Source organism: Microbacterium sp. NPDC090003, assembly GCF_044748385.1.
Classification (GTDB): Bacteria; Actinomycetota; Actinomycetes; order Actinomycetales; family Microbacteriaceae; genus Microbacterium.
In genome coordinates this window covers 247,142-272,237 of sequence record NZ_JBIVFW010000001.1, presented here as the reverse complement: position 1 = coordinate 272,237, position 25,096 = coordinate 247,142, and the positions used below count along the sequence as shown (strand labels likewise).

The window sequence follows — 25,096 nt, the reverse complement described above, 5'->3', positions numbered from 1 at the left end:
GTCAACTCCCCGCCGCCCCGGCATCCGTGCGCATCCACGCACCGCCGTCGCGCTCGTAGACGACGCGGATGTGCCGACGATCCGACGAGCCCTGCCAGAACTCGATCCGCTCGGGCACGAGGCGCCACAGCACCCAATCGCCGGGCTCGAGCCCCGCGCGTGCCGCAGCCGAGCGCGCGGCGAGATCTGCGGCGCTCTCCTCCATCGTGGCTTCGACGACCCGCCCGCGCACGCGCACCGCGCGCACGAGGGGCTGCCACCAGATGCTCAGAGCGGCGGCAGGATGCGCCGACAGCTGATCTCCTTTGCGTGACGCTCGAGGACCGGCGAATGCCCATCCCCGCTCGTCGACGTCCTTGAGGATCAGCGCCCGCGCATCCGGGATGCCGTCGGCGTCGAGCGTCGCCAGTGTCGCCACGTGGGGCTCGGAAACCCCGGCATCCACGGCCGCACCGATCCAGTCGCGGAACAGCTCGAGCGGAGAATCCGGCAGCAGCGACGCGTCCCACACCGGCGCCACGCCGATCAGGGAGGGTTGCGCCCGCAACCAGGAGGACATCGTGCTCGGCGGGGTCGACATGCTCTCGACTATGCCACCGATGCCTGGCTCTCGGGTCAGGCGAGCTCGATCAGATCCTGGTACTCCTGGTTCCAGATGTCCTCCACGCCGTCCGGGAGGATGAGCACGCGCTCGGGGTTGAGCGACTGCACGGCCCCCGGGTCGTGCGAGACCAGCACGACGGCACCCTCGTAGTGCGCGAGGGCATCGAGGATCTCCTCTCGCGAGGCGGGGTCGAGGTTGTTGGTGGGCTCGTCGAGGAGCAACAGGTTCGCCGACGACACGACGAGGGTCGCGAGCGAGAGACGGGTCTTCTCGCCGCCGGACAGCACGCCCGCGGGCTTCAGCACGTCGTCACCGGTGAACAGGAAGGAACCGAGCACACGGCGTGCTTCCGTCTCGGTGATGTGCGGCGCCGCCGAGACCATGTTCTCGAGCACCGAGCGGTTCACATCGAGATTCTCGTGCTCCTGCGCGTAATAGCCGACCTTGAGGCCGTGGCCGGGCTCGAGCTGTCCCGTGTCGGGCTGATCGACGCCCGCGAGCATGCGCAGGAGCGTCGTCTTGCCGGCACCGTTGAGACCGAGCACGACGACCTTCGAACCGCGATCGATCGCCAGGTCGACATCGGTGAAGATCTCGAGCGAACCGTACGACTTCGACAGCCCCGACGCCATGAGGGGTGTCTTGCCGCAGGGCGCGGGCTTCGGGAAGCGCAGCTTCGCGACCCTGTCCTGCTGCCGCACGTCGTCGAGTCCGGCGAGGAGCTTCTCGGCGCGCGCGACCATCTGGTGCGCGGCGGCGGCCTTCGACGCCTTCGCCCCGAAGCGAGCGGCCTGCAGCTGCAGCGTCGTCGCCTTCTTCTCGGCGTTGGCGCGCTCCTTCTTGCGGCGCTCCTCGTCGGCCACGCGCTGGCGCAGGTAGTTCTTCCAGTTCATGTTGTACGTGTCGATGACCTGGCGGTTGGCATCGAGGTAGAACACGCGGTTGACGGTCTCACCGACCAGTTCGACGTCGTGGCTGATCACGATCAGCCCGCCCTTGTAGGTCTTGAGGAACTCGCGCAGCCACACCACGCTGTCGGCGTCGAGGTGGTTGGTCGGCTCGTCGAGGATCATCGTCTCGGCGTCCGAGAAGAGGATGCGGGCGAGTTCGATGCGACGACGCTGACCACCCGACAGCGTCGACAGCGGCTGGTCGAGGATGCGGTCGGGAAGCGAGAGGTTGTGGGCGATGGATGCCGCCTGCGCCTCGGCGGCATAGCCGCCCTGCGCCTCGAACTGCTCGGTCAGCGCCGCGTATCGCTTCATGGCCTTCGCGGCGACGGCGGGGTCGTCCGATCCCATCGCGAGCGACGCCTCGGTCATTCCGAGATTGAGCTGGCCGAGACCACGGGCGTCGAGGATGCGCGTGCGCGCCAGGTCCTCGGGGTTGCCCGAGCGCGGGTCCTGCGGCAGATAGCCGAGCTCCCCCGAACGCGTCACGCTGCCGCCGGAGGGCAGAACGTCGCCGGCGAGCACCTTGGTGAGGGTGGTCTTACCGGCTCCGTTGCGGCCGACGAGGCCGATCTTGTCACCGTCGCCCACGCGGAACGACACGTTCTCCATCAGGAGGCGAGCGCCCACGCGGATCTCGAGTTCGTGCACGGCAAGCACAGCGGGATGTCCGTTCGTTCGGGAGGAAGGTGGCCGAGCGGCCAGCCTCCCAGTATAAACGCCCGGACGGTACGGCCAGCCCAGGAAGATCACTCCCCGGTGTGACGCGGTCGATACCGCAGAGGGATGACCGTCCCCCCACCCGATTCGTAATGTTCGAGAGTGGACGTGATCAATGACCTCATTCTCCAGGCCGTGGCGTCGCCGTGGCTCGTGCTCGTGCTCTTCGCCGTCACGGTGATCGACGGCTTCTTCCCACCCGTACCGAGTGAGACGGTCCTCGTCGCCGCCGCGGCTGCGTCTGTCTCGGGTGGAGGGCCGAACCTGCTCCTCCTCGGCGTCGTGGCTGCGATCGGCGCCACACTGGGCGACAACATCGCGTTCCTCATCGGTCGGCGTCTCGGCACCGCCCGCGCGGGCTGGATGCAGCGGCCGCGCGTCCGCACAGCGTTCGACCATGCCGAGCGCGCGCTCGAGACCCGCAGCGCCGCTCTGATCCTCGGCGCGCGCTACATCCCGGTCGGACGTGTGGCCGTCAACATGACGGCCGGGGCCCTGCGCTTCCCCTGGCGGCGGTTCCTGCCGCTCAGCCTCGTCGCGGGGGCGAGCTGGAGTGCGCTCAGCCTCGCGATCGGTCTGCTCGCCGGCAGCTGGATCAAGGATCAGCCCCTCCTGAGCGCCGGCGTCGGCATCGTCATCGCCCTGCTGATCGGTATCGTGCTCGACCGCGTATCCGCGGTCCGACGCCGCCGGCGCGCGCCCGCCCACCTGGCAGGATGAAGATCATGACCCGTGCCCGGCGTGCTCCCCGTCACTCCCGGCGGACGATCGCGCTCGTCGGGCTCTGGACGGTGACCGTCGGCCTGTACTCGGTGTTCGTCCCTGTCCACGCCGCCCTGTACGGAACCCCGCCCGCACTGGCCTTCCTGCTCGGCGCCGGGGTGTGCGGCGCCCTCCCCCTCTCGATCGCCCGCCCACGCACGGCGATCGTCGTGTTCTGCGCGGCGGTGCTCATCGTCCCGCTCGTCACCGACACCGCCCTCGCTGCGACCGCCCCCTGGCCGTGGTCCGTTCCCGCCACGCTCGCGTTCGTCGGCCTCGTCGGCCTCGTCACCGGAATCCGCGGGGCACGGCCGGGACTCCTCCTCCTGGTGCTCGCGCTCGTCGCCTCGCTCACCGCTCCGCTGCTGCGCCCCGACATCATCGAGACGGAGAACGTCGCGGCGACCGCGACGGCCGATCTCATCGTCACCGCGTCCGTCGCCGTGGCCGCTTTCCTCCTCGCGCTGCTGATTGCCAGCCGCCTGCGCATCGGCGTCGAGCTCACGCGCGAGCGCGAGCACTCCGCCCTCGAGGAGTCGCGCCGCGCCCTGATCGAGGAACGCACCCGGATCGCCCGCGAACTCCACGACGTCATCGCACACAGCATGTCGGTCATCCAGGTGCAGGCGTCGACGGCGCGATACCGCCTGCCGTCGATCGACGACACCGCCGCGGCCGAGTTCGATGACATCGCCGCGACCGCGCGCACGTCGTTGAGCGAGATGCGACGGATGCTCGGGGTCCTGCGCACCGAGGATCAGGCCGTCGAACTCGCCCCGCAGAACGGCATCGACGACATCCCCTCGCTGGTCGAGACCATCCGCCGCGCCGGGGTCGACGCGGGTCTCTCGCTCGTGGGCATGGATTCCGCGACATCCGCTCCCACGGCCGTCCAGATCGCGGCCTACCGGATCGTGCAGGAGAGCCTCAGCAATGCGGTGCGGCATGCGTCCGGCAACGGGGTGACCGTTCAGCTGCAGGCGGATGCCGTCGCCCTCCGCATCCGCGTGCGCAACGCCGCCGCCGCGGAGGCGCAGGATCGCGGCGCCGGACACGGCCTGCGCGGAATGCGCGAGCGCGCCGAGGTGCTCGGCGGCAGTCTCTCGGCGGGCCCCGCTCCCGACGGCGCCTGGGTCGTCGACGCCGCACTCCCCCTGACCGGAGGGCGCGACGATTCGCCGTCCCCGGCATCCGCCCCTCCGAAGGAGAACCCGTGACCATCAGCGTCCTCATCGCCGACGACCAGGCCATGGTGCGCGCAGGCTTCGCCGCGCTGCTCGACGCGCACGACGGCATCCGTGTCACTGGTCAGGCTTCCACGGGAAGCGAAGCCGTGTCGCTCGCCGCACGGCTCGACCCCGACGTCATCCTCATGGATGTGCGGATGCCCGACCTCGACGGGATCGAGGCGACCCGGCGCATCCTCGGCTCCTCGTATCCCGCGGCGCATGTGCCCCGCATCCTCATGCTCACCACCTTCGACATCGACGACTACGTCTACGACGCTCTCGAGGCGGGGGCGAGCGGGTTCCTGCTCAAGGATGCGCTCCCGGAGGAGCTGGTGCACGCGGTGCGCGTCGTCGCCGGGGGCGACGCGCTGCTCGCCCCGAGCGTGACCCGCCGGGTGATCGCACAGTTCGCCGGACGCCGCCCGCGCGCGCCTCGCGCGGCGTCCGCCCTCGCGGAACTCACCGATCGCGAACGCGAGGTGCTCGTGCTGATCGGCCGTGGGCGCTCCAACGGCGAGATCGCCGCCGACCTCTTCATCGCCGAGCAGACGGTGAAGACGCACGTCGGCAAGGTGCTCGCGAAGCTCGGACTCCGCGACCGTGTGCACGCGGTGATCCTGGCGTACGACGCCGGACTCGTCGAACCGTCCTGACGCCCCCGACCGCGCCGTCCACGCCTCACCCCTCGGTACGGGGTCGAACGGCACCGCGGGGTGATGTCCTCCGCCGCACCGCGTACATAACCTCCGGGAAGACCGTTCCCCAGGAGGATTCATGGCCATCGTGCAGGCACCCCCCGTCCGAGACATCACGAGCGTCGAGGCTCGTGGCACCCGTGACACCGGCATCGACCTCGTCCGCTCGCTCTGCGTGATCGGCGTGGTGCTGCTGCACGCGATCATGGTCGGCGTCTCCGTCGTCGACGGACGACCCGTCTTCGACAACGCCAGCACCGGCACGTGGTGGATCGTGCCCGTCAGCTGGGCGCTGCAGGTCATGCCCCTGTTCTTCGTCATCGGCGGGTTCTCCGGACTGCTCGCCTACCGTTCGGTGCTCGCCCGCGGGGGCGATGCGCGGAGCTTCATCGCGGGGAGGGTGCACCGACTGCTGCGGCCCGCCGTGGTCACGATCGCCGTCATCGGTGTCGCTCTGTGGGCGTTGACGGTCCTCGGCGTGCCGGTGGACCTCGTCGCCGTCGCGGGCTACCGCTACGGGCAGCCGCTGTGGTTCCTCGCGGTCTTCCTCCTGTGCCAGGCGCTCCTCCCCGCGCTCGCGCACGTGCACCGGACCCGGCCGCTCCTGACCCTCGCCGTGCTGGTCTCCGCCGCAGCCGCCGTCGACGTCGTGAGGGCGGTCAGCGGCGTCGACGCCCTCGGGTTCCTCAACCTGGCGTTCGTCTGGCTCGCGCTCCAGCAGATCGGGTTCTTCCTCGCCGACGGCAGCATCGACGCGCTGCCTCGTCGCACCCGGGTGCGCATCGGCGCGGGCGCGGCGCTCGCGCTTCTCCTCGCCTTCGCCACGGGCCTCTGCTCCCCCGACCTCATCGCGCACATCAACCCGCCGACGTCCGCGCTGATCCTCGTCGGTATCGCGCACACCTGCGCCCTGTCGCTGAACCGCACCCGTCTGTCCGCCCTCAGCGCTCGCCCCTTCGCGGCAGCCGTGAGCGGCTTCATCGGCCGACGGACGATGACGGTGTACCTCTGGCACATGCCGGTGCTGCTCGCCCTGGCGGGCGTGACGGCGCTCGTCGCGATCGGCGACGGCAGCACGCTCCCGGCAGTGGGAAGCGCCGCGTGGTGGGCGGATCGCCCGCTCTGGCTCGCGACGGCGCTGACGCTCACCGCCCTCGTCGCGATCCCGTTCACGCGCATCGAGACGCGTCGCCCGCCGATGCCGACCGCCGCGACCCGGCGAATCGTGTTCGCGGTTCTGAGCGGGCTGATCGGCGTGGTGCTGCTGCTCGTGCTCGGCACGACACCCGTCACAGCCGTGATCGCGGTCGGCCTGCTCCTCGTCGCCCTCCGCCTCGCGGCTGCGCCGATGCGAGGTCGAGGGAGTCCCCGCTCCACTCTCAGGAACGCTCGGCCGCGTGTCCGAGCCTGAGTCCGGGGATCGCCGCCACGCCGACGAGCGCCAGGCAGAACACGAACACGACCCAGAACGTGCTCGCTCCGCCGCCGAGCGTCGCGACGGCGAGACCGGCGAAGGCGATCGTGACCGCCGAGCCCGTCGAGTCCGAGATCGAGAGCGCCGAGGAGTTGAATCCCTGGTTGCTCTCGTCGGAGTAGGCGAGGGTGAGCACGGTCAGCCGTGGGTACAGAAGGCCCATTCCGCCGCCGGCGAGGCCCCATCCGATCACGACCACGAGAGGCGAGACCCCGTACAGGGCGGCGAGGAGCACGCACAACAGGGCGACCAGCAGCAGCGCGAGGCTGATCGTGGTGATGCGGTGGTTTCCGAGCCGTTCGCCGTACTTCCCCTGCAGTGCGGATGCCCCGGCCCACGCGAGCGCGGCGAACATGAGGGCGATGCCGGCCCAGGTCGCCGTGAACTCGAAGCGTTCCATGAGCAGGTACGGGATGTACGCCTCGGCGGCGAAGAAGGCCCCGGCGACGATGCCGCGCATGAGCACGACGCTCGGCAGCCCACGTCTGGCCCGGAGAGCGCCCCGTGGCAGCAGCGGCAGGATGGCGATACCGATGACCACCAGCGCGCCGATCGCGACCGGCCAGCGCACCTGCGGCACCATGTCGGCGGTGAAGCCGATCACGACGGCGAGAACGGCCACGACGACCGCGAGCAGCAGGCGGGTCACGATCAACCGCCGGTCCTGCGGCTCTCCGTGCCCGAGATCGACCCCGCGCAGGCGCACCGCGATCACCGCGAACGCGACACCGGTGAGCACGGCGACCCCCAGGAACGTCCAACGCCAGTCGATGTGCTCGGCCACGGCTCCGGCGAGGAAGGGCCCGATCATCGACGGCACGACCCAGGCCGCAGCGAACGCGGCGAAGATCCGTCCGTGCAGGTGCGGCGGATACAGCCTCGCGACGACGACGTACAGCGCGACGGTCTGGCCGCCGGCGCCGAGCCCCTGTACGAGTCGCCCGACGAGGAACTGGTGCATGGTGACGGCGAAGCCCGAGACGAGGAGGCCCACCAGGAACAGCGTGACCGCGACGTAGAGCGCACCCCGCGGCCCGCGGGCGTCCGACCAGGCGCCCGCCGCCACCATGCCGATGACGCCGGTCGCGAGAGTGCCCGAGAAGGCGACCGCGTACAGCGCTCCCCCGTCGAGGGCCGCGCTGACGATCGGCATCACCGTCGTCACCGCGAGAGCCTCGATCGCGGCGAGGAAGATCAGCGCGATCGCGCCGGTCGTGACCCAGATGCGGCTCCGGTCCCAGATCGACGCGACGGGCTGCGGGGCCGTCATCGACCGACGAGCGCCGCGATGCGCTCGATGGCCTCGGTGAGGATCTCGGGACTCGTGCCGAAGTTCAGTCGGGCGAACCCCGCGCCCTCGTCGCCGAACGCCGCGCCGTTGTGGAGGGCGACCTTGGCCTCGCGGAGGATACGACGGGAGGGGTTGTCTCCCCACCCCAGGGGTCGCAGGTCGATCCAGGCGAGATATCCGGCATCCGGCAGGCGGTACCGCGCCCCCGGGAGGTGCCGCACGAGGAGATCCTCGAGCAGTACGCGGTTCTCGTCGAGAGTGCGGAGAAGCCCGTCGAGCCAGGGGTCGCTCTTCTCCGAGAACGCCGCCTCGGCGGCGATCAGACCGAACTGCCCCGTGCGCCAGACCACCTCGATGGGCAGGTCGCGCACCACGGCGTAGGTTGCGTCATCGGCCGTCACCATCAGCGCGCACTTGAGGCCCGCGAGGTTGAACGCCTTACTGGCGCTGACCACCGCATAGCCGACCCGACGGGCGACGTCGTTCACGGCGAGGAACGGGGTGAACCCCGTGCCGGGCTGCGCGAGCGGCGCATGGATCTCGTCGGAGACCACCGCCACGCCGAACTCGGCGGCGAGATCCGCGAGGGCGGCCAGCGCTGTGCGATCGTGCACGGTGCCCGTCGGGTTGTGCGGATTGCAGAGCAGGATCGCGGTCGCCCCGTCCTGGAACGCCACGCGGATGCCGTCGAGATCGAGCTCCCAGCGCGAGCCGGTGTCGATCAAGGGCACACGCTCGACCTCGGCTCCGGCCTCGGCGACGAGGTCGTAGAAGGGCGGATACACCGGAGGGGTCACGACGACGCGCTCCCCCGGCTGGGTCACCCGGCGGAGGATCTCGACGATCCCCATGCTCACGTCCGCCGTGCTGCGCATCCGTGCCGGATCGGGATCCCAGCCGAACCGTCGCCGCGCGAAGGCCGCGTAAGTCTCGTTCAGCAGTGTCCGCGACGCGATATACCCCGTGTCACCGAGATCGAGCGCACGCTGGAGCGACGCCGTGATCTCCGGTGCCAGCGGGAAGTCCGTCTCCGCCACGAACAGCGGCAGGACGTCTTCGGGGTACTCGCGCCACTTCTCGCTCGTGCGTCGGCGCAGCTCGGCGAGAGGCAGCGCCTTCACCTCGAGCATCAGATGGCGAAGCCGAGTGCTCGCATCATGTCGCGGCCGTCGTCGGTGATCCGCTCGGGACCCCACGGCGGCATCCACACCCAGTTGATGCGGAAGCGGTCGACGACCTTGTCCAGGGCCTGCGCGGTCTGCTCTTCGAGCACGTCCGTCAGCGGGCATCCGGCGCTCGTCAGCGTCATGTGGATAACGAGAGCATCGTTCTCGTCATCCCACGCCAGGTCGTAGATGAGTCCGAGGTCGACGACGTTGATCCCGAGCTCGGGATCCATGACGTCCTTCAGAGCCTCGGTGACCTCGTCGTACTTCTCGTCGGTCAGCGTCGCGGTCGCGGTCATGCGGTCAGCCTACGCCTCGATGGGAGCGGCGGGGTCGAGGAAACGGTCGTATCCCTCGTCTTCCAGCCGGTCGGCGAGCTCGGGGCCGCCCTCTTCCACGATCTTGCCGGCGACGACCACGTGCACGAAGTCGGGGCGGATGTAGCGGAGGATGCGCGTGTAGTGCGTGATGAGTAGCACGCCGAGGCCGGTGGCCTCCTTGGCCCGGTTGACGCCTTCGGAGACGATCTTCAGCGCGTCGACGTCGAGGCCGGAGTCGGTCTCGTCGAGGATCGCGAACTTCGGCTGCAGGACCTCGAGCTGGAGGATCTCGTGACGCTTCTTCTCGCCGCCGGAGAAGCCCTCGTTGACGTTGCGCTGAGCGAACTTCGGGTCCATGCGCAGGTTCGCCATGGCCGCCTTGACGTCCTTGGTCCACGCGCGGATCGCGGGGGCCTCGCCGTCGAGCGCGGTCTTGGCCGTGCGCAGGAAGTTGGTGACCGTCACACCGGGGATCTCGACGGGGTACTGCATCGCGAGGAACAGACCGGCGCGTGCGCGCTCGTCGACGCTCATCGCGAGCACGTCCTCACCGTCGAAGGTGATCGACCCACCGGTGACGGTGTACTTGGGGTGGCCGGCGATCGTGTAGGCCAGCGTGGACTTGCCCGAGCCGTTGGGGCCCATGATGGCGTGGGTCTCACCCGTGTTCATGGTCAGGGTGATTCCGTTGAGGATCGGGGTGGCCCCCGCCTCGGTCTCGACCGTCACGTGGAGGTCGCGGATCTCGAGAACAGACATTCAGATTTCCTTCGTCACAGTCGGGTCGATGAGCACGTCGTCGCCGTCGATCTCGACGACGTAGACGGGGACGGGCTCGTAAGCAGGGAGGTTCTGGGGCTTGCCGGTGAGCAGGGAGAACGCCGAGCCGTGGGCCCAGCACTCGACCGTTTCACCTTCGACGAAGCCCTCGGAGAGCGAGATGTCGCCGTGGGTGCAGGTGTCGCCGATCGCGTGGATCACGCCCTCGCCGTCCTTGATCACGGTGATCGGGACGCCGTCGGGCTCGACGCGGATCGGTGTGTCCTGCTCGAGCTCCGCGACACCGCACACGCGCTGGGCGCTCATGCCGAGACCGCCGCGAGCTCCGCCTCGATCGCAGCGAGGAGTTCGGACTCGAGCGTCGGGATGCCGAGGCGCTGGACGATGTCGGTGAGGAAACCGAGTACGACGAGACGACGCGCCTCTTCCTCGGTGATGCCACGAGCCTGCAGGTAGAACAGCTGCTCGTCGTCGAAACGACCCGTCGCGCTGGCGTGTCCGGCGCCGAGGATGTCGCCCGTCTCGATCTCGAGGTTCGGGATCGAGTCGGCGCGGGCGCCCTCGGTGAGCACGAGGTTGCGGTTCGCCTCGTAGGAGTCGGTGCCGGTGGCATCGGGGCCGATCAGCACGTCGCCGATCCAGACGCTGTGGGCGCTCTCGCCCTGCAGAGCACCCTTGTACAGGACATCGCCCTTGGTGTGCGGGCCCTTGTGGTGCAGGTAGACCTGGCTCTCGAGGTGCTGCCCGGCGTCGGCGTACGACAGACCGTAGAGGTAGCCCTCCGAGCCCGCACCCGCGAGCTCCACGTTGGGGTTCACGCGCACCACGCCGCCGCCGAAGCTGATGACGAAGTGCTTGAGCACCGCATCCGCGTCGACACGCGCCTGGTGCGCAGAGGTGTGCACCGCGGCATCCTGCCACTGCTGGAGGGTCACCACGGTGAGACGCGACCCGGCGCGGGCGATGATCTCGACGTTCTGCGCGTACTGCGCGGCACCGACGTGGTTCAGCACGACGGTCGCCGAGCTGTGCTCGAGAGCCTCGATGACGATGTGGGCGTCGGCGCGCTGGTCGGCACCCCGACCCTCGATGGTGAGGAGGATGGGCTCGGCGACCTCTTCCTCACGCGGGATGCGGATGTGCATCGCCTCCGTCGCGCCCTGCCAGGCAACCGCGCCGGTGATGTCCTCGCCGCGGAAGAACTCACCGCGAGGGGCGGTGCCGATCGCGAGCGGTGCCGCGAGGTACTGCTCGCCGGCGGAGAACGCGTAGGCGACCCCGTCGTTCTGCGCGGCGGTCTCGAAGAGCGCCGTCAGCTTCGCGACGGGGGTGTGCTTCCAGTTCACCTCGCGCCCCGTCGGCACGCCGAAGTCGGCGGGCTCGAAGGAGTGCGGGCGCTCGGAGCGGGTTTGCACCGGCACGAAGCCGGCGTCCGCCACCTGCGCCGCCGGGTCGACGTGCGCGCTCGAATGGTGCGACGCCGTGGGCGTCGTCGTCTGGGAGGTCATCTCAGCCGACCGATCCTTCCATGCCCATCTCGATGAGCTTGTTCAACTCCATCGCGTACTCCATCGGCAGCTCGCGCGCGATCGGCTCGATGAAGCCGCGCACGATCATTGCCATGGCCTCGTCCTCGGGCATGCCGCGCGACTGCAGGTAGAAGAGCTGCTCCTCGCTGACCTTGGAGACCGTGGCCTCGTGACCGAGCTGCACGTCGTCGACGCGGATGTCGATCGCCGGGTAGGTGTCGGAGCGCGACTTGGTGTCGACGAGCAGCGCGTCGCAGCGCACCGTGTTCGCCGAGTGGTGGGCGTTCGCATCGACGCGGACCTCGCCGCGATATCCCGCACGACCGCCGCCACGGGCGATCGACTTCGAGACGATCGACGACTGCGTGTACGGAGCCATGTGGATCATCTTCGCGCCGGCGTCCTGGTGCTGGCCGGGGCCGGCGAAGGCGACCGAGAGCGTCTCGCCCTTGGCGTGCTCGCCCATGAGGTAGATCGACGGGTACTTCATCGTCACCTTCGAGCCGATGTTGCCGTCGACCCACTCCATCGTCGCTCCCTCGTGCGCGACCGCGCGCTTCGTGACGAGGTTGTAGACGTTGTTCGACCAGTTCTGGATCGTCGTGTAGCGCACGCGCGCGTTCTTCTTCACGATGATCTCGACGACGGCCGAGTGCAGGGAGTCGGACTTGTAGATCGGGGCCGTGCAGCCCTCGATGTAGTGCACGTAGCTGTCTTCGTCCGCGATGATCAGGGTGCGCTCGAACTGCCCCATGTTCTCGGTGTTGATGCGGAAGTACGCCTGGAGCGGGATCTCGACGTGCACGCCCTTGGGGACGTACACGAAGGAACCGCCCGACCAGACCGCGGTGTTGAGGGCGGCGAACTTGTTGTCGCCGGCAGGGATGACCGTGCCGAAGTACTCCTCGAAGAACTCGGGGTGCTCGCGGAGCGCGGTGTCGGTGTCCATGAAGATGACACCCTGCTGCTCCAGGTCCTCGCGGATCTGGTGGTAGACGACCTCGGACTCGTACTGCGCGGCCACACCGGCGACGAGGCGCTGGCGCTCGGCCTCCGGGATGCCGAGGCGCTCGTACGTCTCGCGGATCTCCGCGGGGAGGTCCTCCCACGACTGCGCCTGCTTCTCGGTCGAGCGAACGAAGTACTTGATGTTGTCGAAGTCGATGTCGCTGAGGTCGGCGCCCCAGGTCGGCATCGGCTTGCGGCCGAACAGCTGATAGCCCTTCAGACGGGTTTTCAGCATCCATTCGGGTTCACTCTTGAGCGCCGAGATACCACGGACGACCTCTTCGGAGATCCCGCGTTTCGCGACGGCGCCGGCGGCGTCAGCGTCGTGCCAGCCGAACTCGTACACCCCCAGCCCATCGAGCTCCGGGCGGTCGATCAGCACATCCGACATCACACTCTCCTCATTGGGCCTCAACGGTGTCATCCGCCCCGACACACCTGATCCCCGTCGAGTCTGCGGGGAGCGGGTGCCGCTGGTGGGCCCTCATCACCGGCGCATCCTTCGCGCCTAAACTGTTATCGATGCATCCGCGCCCTCGAGCGCGCATCGCAACAATCCGATTCTACAGGCTCCGCTTCGCGGACGGGCCGCCCGTCCCGCGCGAAGCGCGCCGGAGGCCCCATGCCCGACACCGCCACGCTCGCCCGCACCGCCCCCGCGGAGCTCGATCTGCGACCCGCAGCACTCACCTCGCCGTGGGGGCGCGTCCTCCGCGTGTTCGCGTGGCTGTCGTTCCTCACCGAGACGATCATCATCGGAACCGGCGGGGCCGTGCGCCTGACGGGCTCCGGGCTCGGATGCTCGGAATGGCCCCTCTGCACACCGGAGTCCCTCGTCCCGATCCTGGCGGACCAGGGCATCCATGGCGCGATCGAGTTCGGCAACCGGCTGATGACCGGCGTCGTGGGCGTCATCGCGCTGGTGGTCGTGCTGCTCGTGCTGCACCTGACCGACGGATCCCGCTCGGTCTTCCGCGCGCTCCGCTATGCGGCGGGAGGCATCGTGGCGGCCGCCGCGGCATATGCGCTCGTCACGCTCACCGGTCTTCCGGTTCCCGCGTTCCCCGTGGCATCCGCCGTCCTGCTCCTCGCGGTGATCTCCGCCGCGATCCACACGGCGCGACGCACCTCGACCCGCCGCGATCTCGTCGTCCTGGCCTGGGTCGTGTTCGCCGGTGTCATGGCGCAGGCGCTCGTCGGCGGCATCACGGTGCTCACCGGCCTGAACCCGTTCATCGTCGGATTCCACTACACCTCCTCCCTGCTCCTGGTGTGCGTCACGGCCGCATTCCTCGTGCGGGTGTATGCCGTTCCGGGACCGCGAGAGCGCGCGGTCCCGACCTGGTTCATGATCCTCAGCCACCTCACCGGGCTGGCGCTCGCGATCACCATCCTCTTCGGCGTGCTGACGACCGGTTCCGGCCCGCACTCCGGCGATCAGGACGTGCTGCGGCACGGATTCGACGCGACGGTGCTCGCACACGTGCACTCGTGGCCCGGCTACATCCTCGCCGCGCTGGTGCTCGCCCTGACCGTCGCCGCGTGGGCGCTGCGCGTCCCGCCGCGGAAGTGGCTCGTCGTGCTGGTCCTGGCCATCGCGGTCCAGGTCGGCGTCGGCGTCTGGCAGGCGCGCGCGGGACTGCCGCCGCTGCTGGTCGGCATCCACATGGTGCTCGCCTCACTGTCGGCCGCGACCTACACGGTCGTCGTGCTGAAGCTGAAGCGCCCGGTCGACGAGAGCACTTCGTCGGCCGACTGATCGCACGTCTCGACGTGCGGGGACAGCCGATCCGTAGGCTGCGCATACCGGAGTCATCAGCGCGTCCGTGATCGTGGTCGGCATGAACAAGTCATTGACACGCAGCATCGGATTCTGGCTGCTCCTCGTGCTCGCACTCGCCTCGACCGCGGTGGGCGGATGGCTCGTCTCCGGCCAGATCGGGACGATGACCACGACGCTCCTCGACGGAACGGCCACGGGGATCGAGGTGTACGTCGGTCAGTCGCTGGTCGTCGTCGGAGCGGCCCTGCTCGGTGCGGGCGTGCTCGGCATTCTCCTCGCCGTCGCCCTCGTCGCCGTGCAGTCGCTGATCCCCCGGGCGACGCCCGTCGTCGTCGAGCCCATCGATTGGTCGGCCGGCACCGACGATCCGACCGCTCCTGTCGACGACGCGACGGCCACGGCCGCCACCGAGGCGCCCTCAGCGGACGAGTCCTCCGACGCTCCCGCCGGCGAGCAGAACGAGACGGATGCCGAGACCGACGATCAGAAGGGCAGCAGCGGGTCGACCGCGACCGCGACGAAGATCAACGTCAAGTAGGTGATCGAGGCGTGGAAGACTCGCATCGGCCGCGCCTCGGTCCCCCGCACCGCACGGTTGTACAGGCGGTGCGATTCGTAGACGAACCATCCGCCGAAGACCAGGGCCGAGACCGTGTAGACCAGGCCCATCCCGGCGATCGGCACCAGCAGCAGCGAGCACGCCAGGGTCGCCCACGCGTAGAGGATGACCTGGAGGCCGACCTGCGAGGCGTTGCGCGTGACTCCGAGCATGGGCACGTCGACGTCGTCGTAGTCGTCGCGGTACTTCATCGACAGCGGCCAGTAGTGCGGCGGCGTCCACAGGAAGATCAGCAGGAACAGGATGAACGCGGGCCAGTCGAGCGATCCGGTGACGGCCGCCCAGCCGATCAGCACCGGGAAGCACCCGGCGATCCCGCCCCAGACGATGTTCTGCTCGGTGCGGCGTTTGAGCAGCATCGTGTAGATCACGACGTAGAAGAAGATCGCGAAAGCCGAGAGCGCGGCGGCGAGCCAGTTCGTCGTGACCAGCAGCCAGACCGTCGAGAGCACCGCGAGGGTCCAGGAGAACACCACGGCGCCGCGCGGAGTGACCTCGCCCGTCACGAGCGGGCGGTTCTCGGTGCGGTGCATGTGCGCGTCGATGTCGCGGTCGAGATACATGTTGAAGGCCGCAGCGGAACCGGCGCTCATCGCGCCGCCGATGACGGTCGCCAGCACCAGCCAGAGATCCGGCATGCCGCCGTAGGCCAGGAACATGACCGGGACGGTCGACACGAGCAGCAACTCGAGGACGCGCGGCTTCGTGAGGGCGACGTACGCCTTCACCGTGCGACCGATGGACTGCTTCCCCACGGTCTGATCAGACATCGTCGAGATCTCGATCGCCTCCTCCGCATACGTCATGACAGCCCTTCCAGTCTAGGGCACTGCGCAGAGCGGACTCGGAGCGTAAGACGGGGTCTGGGGTCTGACCCACCCCGCTATGCTGAAAACACTCGCGCCCGGCGCTGTGCACACTCTCCGTGACGATGCGGAGGCGCAGGGAATACGGGCGCCCTCGAAACTGTCGGAAAGGGCATGAACGTGTCGGAATTGCAGTGGGATGAGATCGATCGGCGCGCGGTGGACACCGCACGCCTCCTGGCGGCGGACGCCGTGGAGAAGGTCGGAAACGGACATCCCGGCACGGCCATGAGCCTCGCCCCCGCCGCCTACCTCCTCTACCAGCGCGTGCTGCGGCACGACCCGGCCGACACCGACTGGCTCGGGCGCGACCGCTTCATCCTCTCGGTCGGACACTCCTCGCTCACGCAGTACGTGCAGCTCTACCTCGGCGGCTTCGGCCTCGAGCTCGACGACCTCAAGGCGCTGCGCACGTGGGGCTCGCTCACCCCCGGTCACCCCGAGTACGGCCACACCAAGGGCGTCGAGATCACCACGGGTCCGCTGGGCCAGGGCCTCGCCTCAGCCGTGGGCTTCGCCTACGCCGCCCGCTACGAGCGCGGCCTGTTCGACCCCGAGGCTGCAGCGGGCACCAGCCCGTTCGACCATTTCGTCTACGTGATCGCCGGCGACGGCGACCTGCAGGAAGGCGTGACGAGCGAGGCGTCCTCGCTCGCGGGCCACCAGCAGCTCGGCAACCTCATCGCCATCTACGACTCGAACCAGATCTCCATCGAGGACGACACCAACGTCGCCTTCACCGAAGACGTGGCAAAGCGCTACGAGGCCTACGGCTGGCAGGTGCAGACGGTGGACTGGAAGAAGACCGGCGAGTACGTCGAGGACGTCGCCGAGCTGAACGCGGCCATCGACGCCGCGAAGGGCGAGACCTCCAAGCCCTCGCTCATCATCCTCAAGACGATCATCGGCTGGCCGTCGCCCGGCAAGCAGAACTCCGGCAAGATCCACGGTTCGGCTCTGGGCGCCGACGAGCTCGCCGCCACGAAGAAGGTCCTCGGCTTCGACGCCGAGGAGACGTTCGTGGTCGCCGATGACGTCATCGCCCACACCCGCGGTCTCGCCGACCGCGCCGCCGGCATCCGCGCAGAATGGCAGGAGTCCTTCGACGCCTGGGCCGCGGCGAACCCCGAGCGCAAGCAGCTCCTCGACCGTCTCGAGGCGGGCGAGCTGCCCTCCGACATCCAGAACGCCCTCCCGGTCTTCGAAGCCGGCAAGGATGTCTCGACCCGCGCGGCCTCGGGCCAGGTCATCAACGCCCTCGCCGCCGAGCTCCCCGAGCTCTGGGGCGGATCGGCCGACCTCGCCGAGTCGAACCTCACCACGATCAAGGGCGCCCCGTCCTTCATCCCGGAGGAATGGTCGACGCACGAGTGGTCGGGCGCGCCCTACGGCCGCGTACTGCACTTCGGCATCCGCGAGCACGCCATGGGCGCGATCGTCAACGGAATCGTGCTGCACGGGAAGACCCGCGCCTTCGGCGGCACCTTCCTCATCTTCAGCGACTACATGCGTCCCGCCGTGCGTCTGGCCGCGCTCATGAACGTGCCCAGCGTCTTCGTCTGGACCCACGACTCCGTCGCGCTCGGCGAGGACGGCCCGACGCACCAGCCGATCGAGCAGCTCGCGACCCTGCGCGCCATCCCGAACCTCGCCGTCGTGCGCCCCGCCGATGCGAACGAGACCTCGGCCGCGTGGCTCGAGATACTGCGTCGCCAGGCGGGTCCGGCCGGTATCGCCCTCACCCGTCAGAACATCCCGGTGTTCGAGCGCGGCGACGGCGACGCGGACGGCGATGTCTTCGCCTCGGCCGACCGCACCGCCCGCGGTGCCTACGTGCTGGCCGAGGCCGCGAACGGCACGCCGGACGTCATCATCATCGCCACCGGCTCCGAGGTGCAGCTCGCCGTCGAGGCCCGCGCCGCACTCGCCTCCGAGGGAATCGGTGTGCGCGTCGTGTCGGCGCCCTCGCTCGAGTGGTTCGACGAGCAGGACGACGAGTACCGCGAGAGCGTGCTCCCCGCCGCCGTCACCGCGCGCGTCTCGGTCGAGGCCGGCTCCGTGCTCACGTGGCGCGGCATCGTCGGCGACCGCGGACGCTCGGTCGGCATCGACCACTTCGGCGCATCCGCCGACTACAAGACCCTGTTCCAGAAGTTCGGTATCACCACGGAGGCCGTGATCGCGGCCGCTCGCGAGACCATCGCCGCACACAGCACCAAGGAGAACGCATGAGCACCCCCACCGCACAGCTCGCCGCCGCCGGCGTCAGCATCTGGCTCGACGACCTCTCGCGCACCCGCATCTCCTCCGGCAACCTCGCCGAGCTGATCGAGACGCGCAACGTCGTCGGTGTCACCACGAACCCGACGATCTTCGCCAACGCGCTCACCGACAAGAGCAACACGTCGTACGACGCCCAGGTCACCGAGCTCGCCGCCGCCGGCGCCTCCGCCGAGGATGCCGTGTTCGCGGCCACCACGCAGGACGTCGCCGCCGCACTCGACGTGTTCCGTCCGGTGTGGGAGGCCTCGAACCACGTCGACGGCCGCGTGTCGATCGAGGTCTCGCCCGACCTCGCGCACGACACCGACGGCACCGTCGCATCGGCCAAGGAGCTGTGGAGCAAGATCGACCGCCCCAACCTCCTCGTCAAGATCCCCGCGACGAAGGCGGGTCTCCCCGCGATCACCGAGGCGATCGCCGCAGGCATCAGCGTCAACGTCACTCTGATCTTCAGCCTCGAGCGCTACGAAGAGGTCATCGACGCCTACCTCGCGGGTCTCGAGCGCGCGCAGGCGGCGGACATCGACCTCGCCGGCATCCACTCGGTCGCCTCGTTCTTCGTGTCGCGCGTCGACACCGAGACCGACAAGCGCCTCGACGCGATCGGCACCGACCAGGCCAAGGCCCTCAAGAGCAAGGCCGGCCTCGCCAACGCGCGTCTGGCCTACGAGCTGTTCGAGAAGAAGTTCGCGGAGAAGCGCGCGCAGGACCTCCTCGCCGCCGGCGCGAACCTGCAGCGCCCGCTCTGGGCCTCCACCGGGGTCAAGGACCCCTCGCTGCCCGACACGCTCTATGTGACCGAGCTCGTCGCAGCCGGAGTCGTGAACACGATGCCCGAGAAGACGCTCGAGGCGACGTTCGACCACGCCGTCGTCACCGGCGACACCATCACGGGCGGGTACGCCGAGGCGCACGCGGTCTTCGACGCGCTGGCGGAGGTCGGAATCGACCTGGTCGACGTCACCCAGGTGCTGGAGGATGAAGGCGTCGCGAAGTTCATCGACTCCTGGCACGACCTGCTCGCGCAGGTCACCGAGACCCTGGAGGCACAGCGATGACCTTCGGCATCCACGCCTCCGGCGACGCTCGGGTCGCGATCGACGAGGTCGTCCCTGCGCTCGTACGCGACCTGGTAGCCTCGCGGATCACCGGCGGCGATCCGACCCTCTGGGGCCCGGCCGCCGAGGCAGAGGCCTCCATCCGTCTGGGCTGGGTCGAGGCCGTCTCGGTCTCGCGTCCGCTCGTCGACGAGATCGTCGCACTCCGCGAACAGCTCGCGTCGAAGGGCGTCAACCGCGTCGTCCTCGCGGGCATGGGCGGATCGTCGCTCGCCCCCGAGGTGATCGCCCAGACCGCGGGCAAGCCGCTCACGATCCTCGACTCGACTGCCCCGGGCCAGGTGCTCGCGGCCCTCGACGAAGGACTCGCCGACACCGTGCTCGTCGTCTCCTCGAAGTCGGGATCGACCGTCGAGACCGACTCCCAGCGCCGTACGTTCGAGGCCGCCTTCCGCGACCTCGGCATCGACCCGCTGGAGCGCATCGTCGTCGTCACCGACCCGGGCTCCCCGCTCGACGTCTCGGCGCGCGAGACCGGCTACCGCGTGTTCAACGCCGACCCCCACGTGGGCGGACGCTATTCCGCATTGACGGCGTTCGGCCTCGTGCCCTCGGGCCTCGCCGGCGTCGACATCGACGAGCTCCTGAACGAGGCCGAGGCGTCTCTGCTCGAGGTCGCGGTCGACTCCGCCGAGAACCCCGCGCTGCGCCTCGGCGCGGCCATCGCCGCCACGAACCCCCGTCGCGACAAGCTGGGCCTCATCACCGACGGCACTCACATCAAGGGCCTGCCGGACTGGATCGAGCAGTTGATCGCCGAGTCCACGGGCAAGGAGGGTACGGGAATCCTCCCCGTGGTCCTGTTGCCGGTCTCCCCCGAGCTCGATGCGAAGCCCGCCGATCTGCAGATCGTCCGTCTCGTCGACGACGCCAACGAGTTCCACCTGCACGAGCGCCACGAGGGCGAGATCCTCGTCAGCGGCTCGCTCGGTGCGCAGCTCATCGTCTGGGAGTACGCCACCGCGATCGCCGGCCACCTGCTGCGGATCAACCCGTTCGACCAGCCCGACGTCGAGTCGGCGAAGGTCGCGGCCCGCGGTCTTCTCGACGCGCGCCCGGAGCCGACGGCTCCGGCGTTCACCGAGAACGGTGTCGAGGTGCGCGTGTCCGACCCGGCCCTCGCCGTCTCGGGCACCGTCGAAGGCGTCCTGGACGCCCTGTGGGCGCAGCTCGCCGAGGACGGGTACGTCTCGATCCAGGCCTACGTCAACCGCCTCGAGGTCCCCCAGCTGCAGGGCCTTCGCGAGCTCGTCGCCGCCGACTCCGGTCGCCCGACGACGTTCGGCTGGGGACCGCGTTTCCTGCACTCCACGGGTCAGTACCACAAGGGAGGCCCCGCCCAGGGCGTCTTCCTGCAGATCCTCGAGCGCACCGACGTCGATCTCGAGATCCCGGAGCGACCGTTCACGTTCGGCCAGCTCATCGAGGCTCAGGCTGCCGGCGACGCCGCAGTCCTGGCCGAGCACGGTCGTCCCGTCGTCTCCCTGACGATCACCGACTCGTCGGCCGACGTGCTCACCCTCTTCGAAGCCGCACAGAAGTAGTCAGCAGGAGAATCCCTCACCGATGTCTGTTCCTCTCTCGCGCGGGCACAACCCGCTGCGCGATCCCGATGACCGCCGTCTCAACAGGATCGCCGGGCCCAGCGCCCTGGTGATCTTCGGCGTCACCGGAGATCTGTCTCGCAAGAAGCTCATGCCGGCGGTCTACGACCTCGCCAACCGCGGCCTCCTCCCGCCCGGCTTCGCTCTCGTCGGGTTCGCCCGACGAGACTGGGAGGACCAGGACTTCGCGCAGGTCGTCTACGAGGCCGTCAAGCAGCACGCACGCACGCCGTTCCGCGAGGAGACGTGGGCGCAGCTGCTGCAGGGCATCCGCTTCGTCTCGGGAGAGTTCGACAACCCCGAGTCGTTCCAGAAGCTGAAGGACACCGTCGACCAACTCGACGTCGAACGCGGCACCATGGGCAACCACGCGTACTACCTGTCGATCCCTCCGAAGGACTTCCCGCTCGTCGCGAAGCAGCTCAAGGACTCGGGACTGGTCGGGGAGGACGCCGACGAGGATTCGCGCTGGCGTCGCGTGGTGATCGAGAAGCCGTTCGGACACGACTTGGATTCCGCGCGTGCGCTCAATGCCGCGCTCGAGGTCGCGTTCCCGGCCGACTCGATCTTCCGCATCGATCACTACCTGGGCAAGGAGACGGTGCAGAACATCCTCGCTCTGCGCTTCGCCAACGAGCTCTACGAGCCGATCTGGAACCGCAACTACGTCGACCACGTGCAGATCACGATGGCCGAGGACATCGGCGTCGGCGGACGCGCGGGCTACTACGACGGGATCGGCGCCGCGCGCGACGTCATTCAGAACCACCTGCTCCAGCTGCTCGCACTCACCGCGATGGAGGAGCCCATCAGCCTCTCGGCCGAGCATCTGCGGGCCGAGAAGGAGAAGGTGCTCGCGGCGGTGCACGTGCCGGACGACCTCTCGCAAGCGACCGCGCGGGGCCAGTACGCGGGTGGATGGCAGGGTGGCGAGAAGGTCACCGGCTTCCTCGACGAGGAGGGCATGAACCCCGAGTCGACCACCGAGACGTACGCCGCGATCAAGCTCGAGATCGACACGCGCCGCTGGTCGGGCGTGCCGTTCTACCTGCGCACCGGCAAGCGTCTGGGCCGTCGCGTCACCGAGATCGCCGTCGTCTTCAACCGCGCTCCGCAGCACCTGTTCGGGCGCGGCAACGCCTCTGAGCTGGGACAGAACGCGCTGGTCATCCGCGTGCAGCCCGACGAGGGCGTCACGATCCGCTTCGGGTCGAAGGTGCCGGGCAGCGGGTCGAACGTGCGCGATGTGACGATGGACTTCGGATACGGCCACGCCTTCACCGAAGCCAGCCCCGAGGCCTACGAGCGTCTCATCCTCGACGTCCTCCTGGGCGATCCGCCGCTGTTCCCGCGGCACGAGGAAGTCGAGCTCTCGTGGAAGATCCTCGACCCGGTCGAGAAGTTCTGGGCGTCCGAGGGCGGCCCGGTCGAGCAATACGCACCCGGTTCGTGGGGTCCGGCTTCCGCCGATGCCCTGTTGGCCCGCGACGGACGAGTCTGGAGACGACCGTGATCATCGACCTTCCCGACACGACCGTCAGCCAGGTCGCCAAACAGCTCGTCAAGGTGCGCGAAGAAGGCGGCGCCGTCGCCCTCGGCCGTGTGCTGACCCTCGTGATCTCGGCCCGCAACGGCGTCGCAGAGGCAGCCATCGACGCGGCCAACGATGCATCGCGCGAGCACCCGATGCGCGTCATCGTGCTCACCACGGGTGAGGGCGAGTCCCGTCTCGACGCCCAGATCCGCGTCGGAGGGGACGCCGGAGCGAGCGAGGTCGTGGTGCTTCACGCGTACGGCGACGCCGCGAGCAACGAAGAGAGCCTCATCACGGGCCTGCTGCTGCCGGATGCTCCGGTCGTGGCCTGGTGGCCGGAAGAGGCACCGACCTCTCCGTCGTCTTCGCCGCTGGGCCGCATCGCCCAGCGCCGGATCACGGATGCCGCGACGGCGCACGACGTGCGCGACCGCCTCGCGCTGCTCGGCAAGACCCACGCCCCGGGTGACACCGACCTCGCGTGGACCCGTCTGACGCACTGGCGCGAGCAGCTCGCCGCCGTGCTCGATCAGCCGCCGTTCGAGCCGATCACCGCGATCGAGGTCCGCGGCGCCGCTGCCTCCCCGTCGACCGCGCTTCTCGCCGCCTGGCTGCAGCTCGCTCTCGAGGTTCCGGTCCGCTGGTTCTCCGAGCAGCCGGAGGTCTGGCACGACGGCATCCGCTCGGTGCGGCTGACCCGCGCGTCGGGCGACATCCTGCTCGAGCGTCCGTCGCCGGGCGTCGCTCAGCTCACGCAGCCCGATCAGCCGAACCACGATCTCCACCTCCCCCGTCGTACCCTTCGCGAGTGCCTCGCCGAGGAACTGCGCCGGTTGGATCCCGATCTTCTGTACGGTCGAGTGATCACCGAGGGCTGGGAGAAGCTGGGCCCGCCCGAGACGGGAGAGTGACCACGTGAGTGACGCATCGTCCGCAGAGAAGCGGGTCGTGATCGAGGCGACCCCCGCCGACGTGGCCGCGCGGGTCGCCGATCGTTTCCTCACGCGTCTGCGCGCCCGTACCGTCAACGGTCGCATCGCCCACGTCGCCCTCACGGGTGGTTCGATGGGCGGCGCTGTGCTGACCGCGACGCGTGAGGACCCGCGAGCGGAGTCGATCGACTGGTCGCTCGTGCACTTCTGGTGGGGCGACGAGCGCTTCGTGCCGCGTGATGACGCCGACCGCAACGCACTCCAATCGCGGAAGGCGCTGCTCGACCACATCCCGGTGCCGCCCGAGAACATCCACGAGGTCGCCGGCTCCGACGACGGCCTCACCCTCGACGAGGCCGCGGCGGCGTACTCCGCCGAGCTCGCGCGATTCGGGACGGATGAGAACCCGTGGCCCGCGTTCGCCGTGTGCTTCCTCGGCGTGGGTCCCGATGGGCATATCGCCTCGCTGTTCCCCGATCGCGAGGAGGTCACCGTGACGGATGCCGCCGCGCTCCCCGTGCGCAACTCGCCGAAGCCTCCTCCCGAGCGCGTCACGCTGACGCGGCCGGTGATCAACACCTCGAAGCGCGTCTGGCTGGTGCTCACGGGTGCCGACAAGGCGTCGGCGCTGGGCCTCGCCCTCGCCGGCGCGAGTTACACGAGTGTGCCGGTCGCCGGTGCCCGCGGTCGTAAGCGCACGGTGTTCTTCGTCGACGAGGCCGCTGCCTCCGAAGTCTCGCCGGATCTCATCGATCAGGCGTACTGATCGGGCGGACCGAGTACCGCCCTACGGACGATCGGTCTCGTCGGACCCCGGTGCCTGCGCGGCGCCGGGGTCCGACGTTGCGGGGCCGCCGTCGCTTCCGCGCGTGATGCCGATCTCCTGGCTCTCGCTGAGCACCTGCGGGTGGTACCGGGCGAGGTTGACCACGCCGTACACCGCGATGGCCCCGGCGACCCCGTAGATCACGAGCGCCCAGGGCGGCGCAGCGGCTGCCTCGCCGAGGATCACCATTCCGATGAGCACGGCGATGAGCGGGTCGACCACCGTGAGGCCCGCGATGACGAGGTCGGGCGGGCCGGAGCTGTACGCGGTCTGCACGAAGTACGCTCCGACCGCGGCCGCGGCGACGAGCGCGATCACGCAAATCGCGGTGATCCACTCGAACTGCCCGGCCTCGATGCGCTTGATGACGACCTTCGCCAGGGTGGCGACGAACCCATAGAGGATGCCGGCGCCGATCACATAGAACAGGGCGCGCATGCGGTGCCGCAGCACGAGCCAGCAAGCCCCGAGAACGATGATCACGACGAGGAGGATGGCGAGGATCACGAACAACTCGCGGTCCTGCACCTCGCGCTCGGTGGCGAACAGCGCGGCGAAGAAGACGAAGAGGAAGATGCCGCCGACGCAGCAGATGATCGCGGTGATGGACTTCTTCGTGGGCGAGTGGCCGGAGATGCGGGCGTTGAGCAGCGTCGTGATCACCAACGCGATGGCACCGAGCGGCTGCACGACCATCAGGGGAGCGCGTACGAGCGCGGCGAGCTGGCACACGATCGCCAGGCCCAGCATCAGCGTGCCGATGATCCACGAGGGGCGCGTGAGCAGCCTGCGGAGCTGGTCGAAGCTGAGGCCCGACGTCCCCTGCGAGCCGCTGAGGCGTTCGACCTTCTCGACGCCGCGGTGCTGGTACTGCGCGCCGAGCGACATGAACACCGCACCGGCCAGGGCCAGCGGGATGCCGAGGAGCAGACCGGGGTTCTGGAAGACACCGACGAGCTGCTCGCCGACGTCTTCTACCGAGTTCACTTCCACACCCCTGCGC

General features: G+C 69.3%; 23 protein-coding genes. 12 read left to right on the top strand and 11 right to left on the bottom strand.

The window, feature by feature from the left end; all coding sequences use genetic code 11:
- Position 1: 1 nt before the first annotated feature.
- A complete protein-coding gene (locus ACIPVN_RS01300) occupies positions 2-580 on the bottom strand; it encodes a pyridoxamine 5'-phosphate oxidase family protein (RefSeq protein WP_400438412.1) in 579 nt (192 codons plus the stop codon).
- 35 nt (positions 581-615) lie between these two features.
- Positions 616-2,214 carry an ABC-F family ATP-binding cassette domain-containing protein gene (locus tag ACIPVN_RS01295; RefSeq protein WP_247622268.1) on the bottom strand — a complete coding sequence of 533 codons (1,599 nt, stop codon included), beginning with the start codon at positions 2,212-2,214 and terminating at the stop codon, positions 616-618.
- Between the two features lie 162 nt (positions 2,215-2,376).
- Between ACIPVN_RS01295 and ACIPVN_RS01290 the strand changes: the two genes are divergently transcribed.
- The 4 genes from ACIPVN_RS01290 (at position 2,377) to ACIPVN_RS01275 (ending at position 6,371) form a co-directional block, all read left to right on the top strand.
- Entirely contained in the window at positions 2,377-2,994 is a 618-nt protein-coding gene (locus ACIPVN_RS01290) for a DedA family protein (RefSeq protein WP_400438409.1), read from the top strand.
- Between the two features lie 5 nt (positions 2,995-2,999).
- On the top strand, positions 3,000-4,253 hold the full coding sequence (locus ACIPVN_RS01285) for a sensor histidine kinase (RefSeq protein WP_400438407.1): 1,254 nt from the start codon (positions 3,000-3,002) through the stop codon (positions 4,251-4,253).
- Positions 4,250-4,918, top strand: a complete 669-nt coding sequence (locus ACIPVN_RS01280; RefSeq protein ID WP_400438405.1) for a response regulator — start codon at positions 4,250-4,252, stop codon at positions 4,916-4,918. The genes ACIPVN_RS01285 and ACIPVN_RS01280 overlap by 4 nt, the downstream gene beginning before the upstream one ends.
- Positions 4,919-5,039: 121 nt before the next feature.
- Positions 5,040-6,371: an acyltransferase gene (locus tag ACIPVN_RS01275; protein ID WP_400438403.1), complete on the top strand. Its 1,332-nt coding sequence runs from the start codon at positions 5,040-5,042 to the stop codon at positions 6,369-6,371.
- Here ACIPVN_RS01275 and ACIPVN_RS01270 read toward each other — a convergent pair.
- Genes ACIPVN_RS01270 through sufB form a run of 7 tightly spaced genes read right to left on the bottom strand, consistent with a single transcriptional unit; the run spans position 6,340 to position 12,919 of the window.
- Positions 6,340-7,704 (bottom strand): MFS transporter, encoded by a 1,365-nt coding sequence (locus ACIPVN_RS01270; protein ID WP_400438401.1) that lies wholly within the window; start codon positions 7,702-7,704, stop codon positions 6,340-6,342. The two genes, ACIPVN_RS01275 and ACIPVN_RS01270, sit on opposite strands and share 32 nt — an antisense overlap.
- Positions 7,701-8,855 (bottom strand): MalY/PatB family protein, encoded by a 1,155-nt coding sequence (locus tag ACIPVN_RS01265; protein WP_400438399.1) that lies wholly within the window; start codon positions 8,853-8,855, stop codon positions 7,701-7,703. The genes ACIPVN_RS01270 and ACIPVN_RS01265 overlap by 4 nt, the downstream gene beginning before the upstream one ends.
- Positions 8,855-9,190 (bottom strand): metal-sulfur cluster assembly factor, encoded by a 336-nt coding sequence (locus ACIPVN_RS01260; RefSeq protein ID WP_247622261.1) that lies wholly within the window; start codon positions 9,188-9,190, stop codon positions 8,855-8,857. Before ACIPVN_RS01260 ends, ACIPVN_RS01265 begins: the two co-directional genes overlap by 1 nt.
- 9 nt (positions 9,191-9,199) lie before the next feature.
- Complete coding sequence (gene sufC, locus ACIPVN_RS01255; RefSeq protein WP_400438396.1) at positions 9,200-9,970, bottom strand: Fe-S cluster assembly ATPase SufC; 771 nt, start codon at positions 9,968-9,970, stop codon at positions 9,200-9,202.
- A complete protein-coding gene (locus tag ACIPVN_RS01250; protein WP_400438394.1) occupies positions 9,971-10,297 on the bottom strand; it encodes a non-heme iron oxygenase ferredoxin subunit in 327 nt (108 codons plus the stop codon).
- The gene (sufD, locus tag ACIPVN_RS01245; protein WP_400438392.1) at positions 10,294-11,499 is read right to left on the bottom strand and encodes a Fe-S cluster assembly protein SufD; all 1,206 of its coding nucleotides are present in this window, start codon (positions 11,497-11,499) and stop codon (positions 10,294-10,296) included. The genes ACIPVN_RS01250 and sufD overlap by 4 nt, the downstream gene beginning before the upstream one ends.
- A gap of 1 nt (position 11,500) precedes the next feature.
- The gene (gene sufB / locus ACIPVN_RS01240) at positions 11,501-12,919 is read right to left on the bottom strand and encodes a Fe-S cluster assembly protein SufB (protein WP_400438390.1); all 1,419 of its coding nucleotides are present in this window, start codon (positions 12,917-12,919) and stop codon (positions 11,501-11,503) included.
- A gap of 231 nt (positions 12,920-13,150) precedes the next feature.
- Here sufB and ACIPVN_RS01235 point away from each other — a divergent pair, with 231 nt between their 5' ends.
- Positions 13,151-14,287 carry a heme A synthase gene (locus ACIPVN_RS01235; RefSeq protein ID WP_400438388.1) on the top strand — a complete coding sequence of 379 codons (1,137 nt, stop codon included), beginning with the start codon at positions 13,151-13,153 and terminating at the stop codon, positions 14,285-14,287.
- 82 nt (positions 14,288-14,369) lie between these two features.
- The gene (locus tag ACIPVN_RS01230) at positions 14,370-14,849 is read left to right on the top strand and encodes a hypothetical protein (protein ID WP_400438386.1); all 480 of its coding nucleotides are present in this window, start codon (positions 14,370-14,372) and stop codon (positions 14,847-14,849) included.
- On the opposite strand, the gene ACIPVN_RS01225 is transcribed toward ACIPVN_RS01230, so the two are convergent.
- Positions 14,795-15,709: a heme o synthase gene (locus tag ACIPVN_RS01225; RefSeq protein ID WP_400443273.1), complete on the bottom strand. Its 915-nt coding sequence runs from the start codon at positions 15,707-15,709 to the stop codon at positions 14,795-14,797. The two genes, ACIPVN_RS01230 and ACIPVN_RS01225, sit on opposite strands and share 55 nt — an antisense overlap.
- Before the next feature lie 207 nt (positions 15,710-15,916).
- Here ACIPVN_RS01225 and tkt point away from each other — a divergent pair, with 207 nt between their 5' ends.
- The 6 genes from tkt to pgl are packed head-to-tail and all read left to right on the top strand — an operon-like array spanning position 15,917 to position 24,033.
- Positions 15,917-18,028, top strand: a complete 2,112-nt coding sequence (gene tkt, locus ACIPVN_RS01220) for a transketolase (RefSeq protein ID WP_400438384.1) — start codon at positions 15,917-15,919, stop codon at positions 18,026-18,028.
- Positions 18,025-19,137 carry a transaldolase gene (gene tal / locus ACIPVN_RS01215; RefSeq protein ID WP_400438382.1) on the top strand — a complete coding sequence of 371 codons (1,113 nt, stop codon included), beginning with the start codon at positions 18,025-18,027 and terminating at the stop codon, positions 19,135-19,137. The genes tkt and tal overlap by 4 nt, the downstream gene beginning before the upstream one ends.
- Positions 19,134-20,741, top strand: coding sequence for a glucose-6-phosphate isomerase (locus ACIPVN_RS01210; protein ID WP_400438380.1), 1,608 nt, complete (start codon positions 19,134-19,136; stop codon positions 20,739-20,741). Before tal ends, ACIPVN_RS01210 begins: the two co-directional genes overlap by 4 nt.
- Before the next feature lie 22 nt (positions 20,742-20,763).
- Positions 20,764-22,314: a glucose-6-phosphate dehydrogenase gene (zwf, locus tag ACIPVN_RS01205; RefSeq protein WP_247622252.1), complete on the top strand. Its 1,551-nt coding sequence runs from the start codon at positions 20,764-20,766 to the stop codon at positions 22,312-22,314.
- Positions 22,311-23,246, top strand: a complete 936-nt coding sequence (locus ACIPVN_RS01200; protein ID WP_400438378.1) for a glucose-6-phosphate dehydrogenase assembly protein OpcA — start codon at positions 22,311-22,313, stop codon at positions 23,244-23,246. The genes zwf and ACIPVN_RS01200 overlap by 4 nt, the downstream gene beginning before the upstream one ends.
- Before the next feature lie 4 nt (positions 23,247-23,250).
- Positions 23,251-24,033, top strand: a complete 783-nt coding sequence (pgl, locus tag ACIPVN_RS01195) for a 6-phosphogluconolactonase (protein WP_400438376.1) — start codon at positions 23,251-23,253, stop codon at positions 24,031-24,033.
- 21 nt (positions 24,034-24,054) lie between these two features.
- Here the strand turns inward: pgl and ACIPVN_RS01190 are convergent, their stop codons facing one another.
- On the bottom strand, positions 24,055-25,086 hold the full coding sequence (locus ACIPVN_RS01190; protein ID WP_400438374.1) for a DMT family transporter: 1,032 nt from the start codon (positions 25,084-25,086) through the stop codon (positions 24,055-24,057).
- Positions 25,087-25,096: the final 10 nt, after the last annotated feature.

What these genes read in the sequence shown, in the direction of transcription:
- sufB (WP_400438390.1), bottom strand. Translation starts at nt 12,919, where the DNA reads ATGTCGGATGTGCTGATCGACCGCCCGGAGCTCGATGGGCTGGGGGTG.
- zwf (WP_247622252.1), top strand. Translation starts at nt 20,764, where the DNA reads ATGTCTGTTCCTCTCTCGCGCGGGCACAACCCGCTGCGCGATCCCGAT.
- ACIPVN_RS01260 (WP_247622261.1), bottom strand. Translation starts at nt 9,190, where the DNA reads ATGACCGCGACCGCGACGCTGACCGACGAGAAGTACGACGAGGTCACC.
- ACIPVN_RS01275 (WP_400438403.1), top strand. Translation starts at nt 5,040, where the DNA reads ATGGCCATCGTGCAGGCACCCCCCGTCCGAGACATCACGAGCGTCGAG.
- ACIPVN_RS01300 (WP_400438412.1), bottom strand. Translation starts at nt 580, where the DNA reads ATGTCGACCCCGCCGAGCACGATGTCCTCCTGGTTGCGGGCGCAACCC.
- ACIPVN_RS01235 (WP_400438388.1), top strand. Translation starts at nt 13,151, where the DNA reads ATGCCCGACACCGCCACGCTCGCCCGCACCGCCCCCGCGGAGCTCGAT.
- tal (WP_400438382.1), top strand. Translation starts at nt 18,025, where the DNA reads ATGAGCACCCCCACCGCACAGCTCGCCGCCGCCGGCGTCAGCATCTGG.
- ACIPVN_RS01265 (WP_400438399.1), bottom strand. Translation starts at nt 8,855, where the DNA reads ATGCTCGAGGTGAAGGCGCTGCCTCTCGCCGAGCTGCGCCGACGCACG.
- ACIPVN_RS01270 (WP_400438401.1), bottom strand. Translation starts at nt 7,704, where the DNA reads ATGACGGCCCCGCAGCCCGTCGCGTCGATCTGGGACCGGAGCCGCATC.
- ACIPVN_RS01210 (WP_400438380.1), top strand. Translation starts at nt 19,134, where the DNA reads ATGACCTTCGGCATCCACGCCTCCGGCGACGCTCGGGTCGCGATCGAC.
- ACIPVN_RS01250 (WP_400438394.1), bottom strand. Translation starts at nt 10,297, where the DNA reads ATGAGCGCCCAGCGCGTGTGCGGTGTCGCGGAGCTCGAGCAGGACACA.
- sufC (WP_400438396.1), bottom strand. Translation starts at nt 9,970, where the DNA reads ATGTCTGTTCTCGAGATCCGCGACCTCCACGTGACGGTCGAGACCGAG.
- ACIPVN_RS01230 (WP_400438386.1), top strand. Translation starts at nt 14,370, where the DNA reads ATGAACAAGTCATTGACACGCAGCATCGGATTCTGGCTGCTCCTCGTG.
- ACIPVN_RS01285 (WP_400438407.1), top strand. Translation starts at nt 3,000, where the DNA reads ATGACCCGTGCCCGGCGTGCTCCCCGTCACTCCCGGCGGACGATCGCG.
- sufD (WP_400438392.1), bottom strand. Translation starts at nt 11,499, where the DNA reads ATGACCTCCCAGACGACGACGCCCACGGCGTCGCACCATTCGAGCGCG.